Source organism: bacterium, assembly GCA_024224155.1.
Taxonomy (GTDB): domain Bacteria; phylum Acidobacteriota; class Thermoanaerobaculia; order Multivoradales; family JAHEKO01; genus CALZIK01.
Genome location: JAAENP010000536.1, coordinates 1 through 7,952, shown reverse-complemented (window position 1 = coordinate 7,952; position 7,952 = coordinate 1). Strand labels below are relative to the sequence as shown.

The window sequence follows — 7,952 nt, the reverse complement described above, 5'->3', positions numbered from 1 at the left end:
GTGAAGATCTCGAGCCGGGCGTTGACGATGTCGGTGGCGGTCAGGAAGAGGCTTTTGGCGAGGGCCTCGAAGGAGTTCTCGGGAAAATACTCCAAAAAGTCGGCCACGACCTTCTCGGTATCGATGAACCCGGGTTTGCCCAGGGCGAACTTCGAGAGCTTGAACGGGCTTTTCACCTTAAAGAACTCGAGCATCTCTTCCGCCGGGTAGTCCGCGGCGTAGAGGGCGCCGACAATGGCGCCCGAGCTGGTGCCGGCGATGCAGTCGGGGGCCAGTCCGTTCTCTTCCAGGGCCTTAAGCACACCAATATGGGCGATGCCGCGACTGCCGCCGCCGGAGAGGACGATGCCCAGACGGTGTTCCATGCGGTTTCGGGAAGCTCCCTCGGATCCTCCGAATGGGACTTTCTCGAGGCTCCGCCAGTCTGATCCTCCGAAGACGACGCCACAACGCCCCGAGGGGTGGTGAAGCCGAGGGCGGATTCGCTGTGGGGGTGTTCTCATCCGCCGTCAAAACCGCCCAAATGGGTGGTGTTTTTATTTTCTTGGTCCCTATACTTTACCTGGTTAAATAGTTTCGGGCGGTTAAACAAATGGTCCTGCACAACCCCGCAGCCGGGCCGGCCGCCGCGGAGGGACGTAGCGGCGGGCCCGATTCTCCGAACAGTGAGCTGTTCGGGCTCATCCGCTATTCCCACATCTTCGGCTCGGCCGTTCGGGAGCTGCTCGAAGTCAAGCTGCTCGAGGAGATCGGAGCCGAGCATCTCTCGCTGCCGCAGCTCCACCTGCTCCAGCTCATTACCCTGAACGGGAAGCACCAGATCGGCCAGATCGCCGATTTCCTCGGGGTGTCTCCGCCCGCCGCGACCAAGAATGTCGACAAGCTGGAAGGTCTTGGCTTGGTGGCTCGGTCGCCGTGTCAAACCGACCGTCGAGCGACGCTTCTGACCACGAGCCGCAAGGGACGGCGCTTGGTCGAGCGTTACGAAGCGCTCAAGCTGGAGCGACTCGGGCCGGTGCTGGACGCGTTCAGCGCCGAGGAGCTGTCCCAGTTGGTGCGTTTGCTCGAGCGCTTTTCGGTCGCGTTGATTCAGAACCAAGACGACGTCGAGGGGCTTTGCCTTCGCTGCTCGGCCCACTTCGATCCGCGGTGTCCCATTCAACATTTTCACCACGGCTGTCCATACCAGAAGCTCGCTGAGGGAAAACGGCAAGCCTCGCAGAGGCTGGAGGCCTGAAGTGACCTTGAGAAAAGAAGGATGCGACGTGCAGTACTGGCGAAGACCGCTGGACGCCGACACGATTGCCAGCCACTTGGGCGAGGTTTTCATTGTGGAGGACCGGTGCAAAGGTTGCGCTTGGTGTGTCGAGTACTGCCCATGCGACGTTCTGGTGATGTCGGAGGCCTTCAATCGCAAGGGCTACCACCCGCCGGAAGTCGTCAAGCACGGTGAATGCGTCAACTGCAACCTGTGCGAGATGATCTGCCCCGAGTTTGCGATCTTCAGCGTGGCCGCCGTCGAGGCGACCGAGGAGGTGTCGTCGTGAAGGCCGATCCCGCGGGCGTTCTTACCGGAGCTCACTATCTGGATGGCGACTTCGCGTGCGGCGAGGGCGCGATGGCCGCCGGCTGCCGGTTCGTCGCCGGCTATCCGATCACGCCGTCGACCGAGGTGGTGGAGAGGATCTCACGGCGCTTTCCGGTGATGGGCGGGACCTTCATTCAGATGGAGGATGAGCTCGCTTCCATGGCGGCGGTGGTTGGAGGCTCCTGGACCGGCACGAAATCGATGACCGTGACCAGCGGACCGGGCTTCAGCCTGATGATGGAGAACATCGGCCTGGCGGCGATGATGGAGACCCCGTGTGTGGTGGTCAACGTCCAACGTGGGGGCCCCTCGACCGGTCTTCCCACCATGGTCGGGCAGGCCGACGTGATGCAGGCGCGTTGGGGCTCACACGGTGACTACGAGATCATCGCCATGTCGCCGCAGTCGCCGCAAGAGGCGTTCGACCTGACCATCGACGCTTTCAATCTGTCAGAGATCTATCGCGTTCCGGTCATGTTCCTGATGGACGAGATCGTCGGCCACATGACCGAGCGGGTGATGATTCCACCTGCGGAAGAGATCGAGGTGATTCCGCGCGCCTTGACCGCCAAGACGCGCGAGGAGTTTCTGCCCTATCAGATCAACGGAAAACCGACGCCGGAGTTCGCCCGCGCCGGCGACGGCTATCGCTTCCACACCACTGGCCTCACCCACGACGAGCGCGGTTACCCGGTGATGAGCGCCGAGTGCCAGGAGACCTGCGTCCGTCGGCTGCTCGACAAGATCACCGACAACGTAGACGAGATCGTGCGCTTCGAGGAGGAAGCAACCGATGACGCCGAGGTCGTGGTCGTCACCTACGGCATCACCGCTCGAGTGGCGAGGTTGGCCATCGACATGGCGCGCCGGCGGGGTGTCAAGGTCGGCTCGCTCCGGCTCATTGTCATCTGGCCGTTCGCGGAAAAGCGGATCCGCGAACTGGCCGGCAAGGTGGGCGCAATCGTGGTGCCCGAGATCAACTATGGCCAGCTCGTGCTGGAGGTCGAACGCTGCGCGGGCGGCAAGTGCCCGGTGTTGCCGGTCTCCCACGGTGGCGGCAGCGTGCACGATCCGGCCGTGATCGCCGAGGTCATCGCCCAAGCAGCAGCGGCCGCGGCATGAAGAGTGACGGCAGAGAACAATGAGTGAAAATAAGGTAGGTACGCGAACCGATTTTCCCCCGACGCCTCCGGAGTTTCTTCCGGACGCTGTCTCTGAGCACCCGCCGGAGCACCCGGTAACCCCCTACTTGCGCATGGAGCGGATCCCGCACGTCTGGTGCCCGGGCTGCGGCATCGGCACCGTGGTGAAGTGCTTCGCCAGCGCGCTCGAGCGCAGCGGTGCGGACCTGGACAAGGTGTCGGTGGTCTCCGGCATCGGCTGCTCAGGGAGGGCGGCCGGCTACCTCAAGCTCGATGGTTTTCACACGACCCACGGCCGCGCCATTCCCTTCGCCACCGGTTTGAAGCTCGGCCGACCCGAGCTCGAAGTGGCGGTCTTCTCGGGCGATGGAGACCTCTCGGGGATCGGCGGCAATCACTTCATCCACGCGGCCCGTCGCAACATGGACTTGCTGGTCATTCTGATCAACAACTTCATCTACGGCATGACCGGCGGCCAGAACGCGCCGACTACGCCGCTGACGGCGAAGTCGTCGACCATGCCGTTCGGCAACTTCGAAGAGCCCTTCAACATTCCGCATCTGGCCGCATCGTGCGGCGCTCCTTACGTGGCCCGCTGGACCTGCCTGCACATTCGACGGCTGACCTGGGCGATCGAAGAGGCCCTCGATCGCAAGGGATTCCGGCTGATCGAAGTCATCGCTCCGTGCCCGACGCTCTACTCCCGGCTCAACAAGCTGGGGACGGGCTTGAACGGCATGCGCTTCTATCACGACAACGCCGAGATTCGACACGGCGCCGACACCCGCGAGCTCGACATCGATTTTCAGAAGTCGATCACCTGCGGCAAATTCGTGGATGAGCAGAAGCCCACGTTTCTGGATCGGATGGACGAGCACTACGGCCGGGTTCTAGGTGACAAGTATGTCCCAATGCCGGTTGAAGGAGGGTGGCTGCAATGACCAGCGCGACGACCCCGTCCGCAGACCGGACCGAGATCCGCATTACCGGCTTTGGCGGTCAAGGCGTTGTACTGGCGGGTCACATCATCGGCCACGCCTGCGCGATCAATGCGGGGATGAACGCCACCATGATCCAGAGCTTCGGGCCCGAGGCGCGCGGCTCCGCCTGCAGTGCCACGCTGGCGGTTTCAAGGGGCGAGGTGCTGTATCCATACATCAGCAGGCCCGACATCCTGGTGGCGATGTCGTCCGAGGGCTACGAGAAGTATCGCGACGAGCTCAAGGACGACGGCATTTTGATCTACGAGCAAGACCTGGTCCGTCCGAGAGTCAAGAAAGGCCAGCGATCGAGCAGCGTGCCGTCCACGCGCATCGCCGAGTCGTTGGGTCGGGCAATCGTCCAGAACATCGTCATGGTGGGCTTTGTCGGTGCCGTGACCGGCTTGGTTCCGCGGGATGCGCTGCGCGAGGCGGTCCTGCACGCGGTGCCACCCGGCACCGAGGAGCTCAACCTCGCGGCGTTCGAAAGAGGATTCGAGTTTCTAGAAGAGGCGACTCACCAGCCGGTATTGGACGCCCATCGCCCACCGCTGGAAGGAGTCGCGCGATGACGGACGCGAGAGCCGACACGGGCGCTCGCCAGCCCGGGCTGCGAGAACTGAGCGGCGCGGGGCTTCTGATTCCCAAGCTTCAGCCCGAGCCGTTCCGGATTCTTCCCGTCGAGCCATCGCCGTGCACCCAGGCTTGTCCCGCCGGGATCAACGTCAAGTCGTACGTCTCGTTGATTGCCGAAGGCCGCTTTTTCGAGGCCCTGGAGGTGGTGCGAGAGCGCTGCCCGCTGCCTGGCATCTGTGGCCGCATCTGCCATCATCCGTGCGAGAGCGCATGCAAGCGTTGTGAGATCGACGAGCCGATCGCGATCCGGGCGCTCAAGCGGTTCATCGCCGATCTCGAGCTCGAGCTGCCGTTGCCGGAGCCGCCGGAGCCCCCCGAGCTGGGTGACAAGTCCGACCGAGTGGCCATTATCGGCTCGGGACCGGCCGGCCTGACCGTAGCCTACGATCTGCGCCGGGCCGGTTATCCAGTGACCGTATTCGAAGCCGCGCCGGCGGCCGGCGGCATGCTGCGCTACGGCATTGCCGACTACCGACTACCGACCGACGTGCTTGACCGGGAGATTGCCATTCTCGAGCGCGCAGGCATTGACATCCGAACCGACTGTCGAGTTGGCTCGGGTGGACAGCTCGAGGATCTCCTCGGCGACTACGCCGCCGCTCTGTTCGCGGTGGGCGCCCAGCGCGGTCGGCGCCTGGGACTCGAGGGCGAGGACGAGTGCTCCGAGGTCGAAGATGCCCTCTCTTTCCTGCGGAGAGTCAACAGTGGCGACCACACCGCGGTAGACGGCCGAGTGCTCGTAATCGGAGGCGGCTCGACGGCGATCGAGGCTGCCCGCGCCGCGCTGCGGCTGGGTGCCGAGAGGGTCACCATTGTCTACCGCCGCCATCGCGACCAGATGCCGGCGGATGAAGAGGAGATCGAGGTCGCCGAGGAAGAGGGCATCGAGCTGCGCTTACTGAGCGCTCCCGCGCGGGTCGTGGTCGAAGAAGGCCGGCTCGAAGGCCTCGAATGTCTCGAAGTGGCGCTTGGGGAGCCTGACGGGAGCGGCCGCCGCCGACCGATTCCGATTCCCGGGAGTGAGTTCGTGCTCGAAGCCGATCGAATCTTCGCCGCCATCGGCCAGGAAGCGGTGCTCGACTTCTTGCCCGAACGCGTGACCGAGCGGGTTGCCGCGGGCGGCCTGATTCAGGTGGACCCGGACTCGGCCATGACGGCGCTGCATGGGGTCTTTGCCGCCGGCGACGTGGTGACCGGTCCTGCCACGGTCATCGACGCCATCGCTGCGGGCCACCGAGCGGCCGAGGCGATGCGGCATTTCCTGGAGGACGGACGACCAGTCGTGGCGGCCGAGCGCCAGCGCACACCAGCCGAGACCGAGTACGAAGTTCCGGCTCCACCGCCGGTGCCGGCGCGCCGGCGACAGCCGGTTCACGCAGCAATCATTTCGGGTCGTGAGTTTGAAGAAGTCGAGTTCGCGTTCACGCCGGAAGCCGCGGTCGCCGAAGCCGGGCGCTGCATGCGTTGTGGGCCGTGCAGCGAGTGTCTGATCTGCGCCGCCTCCTGCGGCCGCCGCCACATCACACTGAGTCGTGACGATGACAGAGCCGGTGCCGAACCGGGAGGGCTCGCGACACTGGTGCGCGTGCCCGCGCGTCTCGCCGGAGCCCTGGACCGAGGTGAGGAACGGGCGGCAGCCCGGCTGCTCCCGGCTCCGTCTTCGTGGCCGGCTCATGACATCGACCTGCCCACCGGATGGGAAGTCGACCTGGCGCCCAACCGCGTCACTGTCGACGAAGACTACTGCCGCGGCTGTGCCCGTTGCATCGAGGTCTGTGCGTTTGACGCCATCCGCCTGGTGGACGCGAAGGCGCCCGAGACCACGGTGCAAGTCGAGCCGGCGTTGTGTCGCGGCTGCAATCTCTGCGTCGCGGTGTGTCCGACCGACGCCGCCGTGCCGAGTACGATTGCTCCCGGATGGTGGGGCACTCGCTTCGAGGACCTCTATCCACCTTTGCTCGAGTCCTCGTCGCGGTCGCCTCTCCTCGTGTTCGCCTGTCAGCGCCGGATCGAGGGTGTCCGGATGGCTCTCGACGACCATCGACTGCGGCCGCCGGATGCTCACCTGGTGCCGGTACGCTGTGCCGGTCAGCTCGACGCCGGGGTTCTGCTCGAGCTCTATCGCCACGGCGCCGGCGGCTTCCTGATCGCCGGCTGCCTGACCGGGAGTTGCCGCTACGGCTTCGGTCCCCAGCTCGCGGCGGAGCAGCTGATCAGAATGCGCAAGCTTCTCGCCACCCTCGGCGCGGATCCCGAGTGCGTGTTCGCGGATTGGGCGGGCGAGGGCGACACGGAGTCTCCGGAGCTCCAAATGCTGGGCATAGTGCCGGAATCCGGCAAAGCGACGACGGTTCGTGCCGGCCGGAGCGGGGAGATTTAGCGTCATGCTCGACCTCACGACACTCAGAAAAGAGACCCATGCCGCTCTCTGTCTGGCTTGCGGCAAGTGCAGCACGATGTGCCCGCTGTCGCCATCGGGATGGTTCTCCGCCGCCCGCATGGTGGCGATCAGAGATCCCGAGTCAGAGATCGTGAGAAGCCAGGGCGGCCAGGCCCATTCGCTGGACGCATGCCTGACCTGTGGCTCGTGCGAGGTGCGTTGCCCGGAGGGTGTTCATTTCATCGACTTCGTCCGCGGCGTGCGCGGTCTCGCGGCCTCGGGGGAGCGCCGGGCCTGTCCGCACGGGGAGATGCTGCAATCGGCCGCTCGGGTGATGGCGGGCCCGAAGCCACCGAGCCGAGACTTCGCCTGGCTCGAGGACGGCCTCGATCCCGATCTCGAGATCGCCGACGATGGCGAGGTCGCCCTCTTCGTCGGCTGCCTACCGTTCTACGACATTCTGTTCGAGCGCGAGCTGGGACTCGAGACTCTCGAGATCGCACGCTCCGCGATTCGACTCTTGAATCACGTCGGCATCCAACCGGTACTGCTGTCCGAGGAGCGCTGTTGCGGTCACGATCTGCTCTGGAATGGCGAGCGCGAGGCTTTCGAGGCGCTGGCCGGCGCCAACGCAGAAGCCTTCGAGGCACGCGGGGTCAAGCACATCGTCACCACCTGCGCCGAATGCTGTCGTACGTGGCGGATGGACTACCCCGAGGCCGCGCCGGCCTACCAGCCTAGGGTCCAGCACATGTCCGAGTTTCTGGCCGAGAAGATCGAGGCCGGCGAGCTGATCCTGAATGACGAGACGACCGGCACGCTGACTTTCCAGGATCCCTGCCGGCTCGGCCGCCATCTCGGAGTCATCGACGCGCCCAGGCGAGTGCTCGCGAGCATCGGGAGCAACGGGAGCCAGGCCGACGGCAATGGCGGCGAGAACGGCACAAGCCGTTTCGTCGAGATGGACAAGACCGGCGTCGATGCCCAGTGCTGCGGGACTTCGGGATTCATTCACTGTGATGCCAATTCCAAGCGACTGCAGTCCGAGCGGCTGCGGAGCGCGGCGGCGACAGGAGCCGACACCCTGGTCACGGCCTGCCCCAAATGTCTGATCCACTTCCCCTGCGCCCCGAGCGAAGACCGGCCGCGGAAGCCCGAAGCGCCCAGGACCGCGGGGCAGGACCTGACCGTTCTCGCGCCGGCGCTGCTCCCTCGCGCCGGGCCTC

At 65.1% G+C, this 7,952-nt stretch carries 8 protein-coding genes; 7 read left to right on the top strand and 1 reads right to left on the bottom strand.

Going from position 1 to position 7,952, the window contains the following annotated elements:
• Positions 1–365, bottom strand: a 365-nt coding sequence (locus GY769_25050) for a patatin (protein MCP4205192.1), incomplete at its 3' end; no start/stop codon positions are given.
• Positions 366–592: 227 nt separating this feature from the next.
• Here GY769_25050 and GY769_25045 point away from each other — a divergent pair.
• The 7 genes from GY769_25045 to GY769_25015 form a co-directional block, all read left to right on the top strand.
• Positions 593–1,237: a MarR family transcriptional regulator gene (locus tag GY769_25045; protein ID MCP4205191.1), complete on the top strand. Its 645-nt coding sequence runs from the start codon at positions 593–595 to the stop codon at positions 1,235–1,237.
• Between the two features lie 28 nt (positions 1,238–1,265).
• On the top strand, positions 1,266–1,547 hold the full coding sequence (locus tag GY769_25040) for a 4Fe-4S dicluster domain-containing protein (GenBank protein ID MCP4205190.1): 282 nt from the start codon (positions 1,266–1,268) through the stop codon (positions 1,545–1,547).
• Positions 1,454–2,710, top strand: coding sequence for a 2-oxoacid:acceptor oxidoreductase subunit alpha (locus GY769_25035; protein MCP4205189.1), 1,257 nt, complete (start codon positions 1,454–1,456; stop codon positions 2,708–2,710). The genes GY769_25040 and GY769_25035 overlap by 94 nt, the downstream gene beginning before the upstream one ends.
• Positions 2,711–2,729: 19 nt before the next feature.
• Positions 2,730–3,671 carry a 2-oxoacid:ferredoxin oxidoreductase subunit beta gene (locus GY769_25030; GenBank protein MCP4205188.1) on the top strand — a complete coding sequence of 314 codons (942 nt, stop codon included), beginning with the start codon at positions 2,730–2,732 and terminating at the stop codon, positions 3,669–3,671.
• Positions 3,668–4,282, top strand: a complete 615-nt coding sequence (locus GY769_25025) for a pyruvate ferredoxin oxidoreductase (GenBank protein MCP4205187.1) — start codon at positions 3,668–3,670, stop codon at positions 4,280–4,282. The genes GY769_25030 and GY769_25025 overlap by 4 nt, the downstream gene beginning before the upstream one ends.
• A complete protein-coding gene (locus GY769_25020) occupies positions 4,279–6,726 on the top strand; it encodes an FAD-dependent oxidoreductase (GenBank protein MCP4205186.1) in 2,448 nt (815 codons plus the stop codon). The genes GY769_25025 and GY769_25020 overlap by 4 nt, the downstream gene beginning before the upstream one ends.
• Before the next feature lie 4 nt (positions 6,727–6,730).
• Positions 6,731–7,952: (Fe-S)-binding protein (locus GY769_25015; protein ID MCP4205185.1), on the top strand; the 1,222-nt coding region annotated here is incomplete at its 3' end.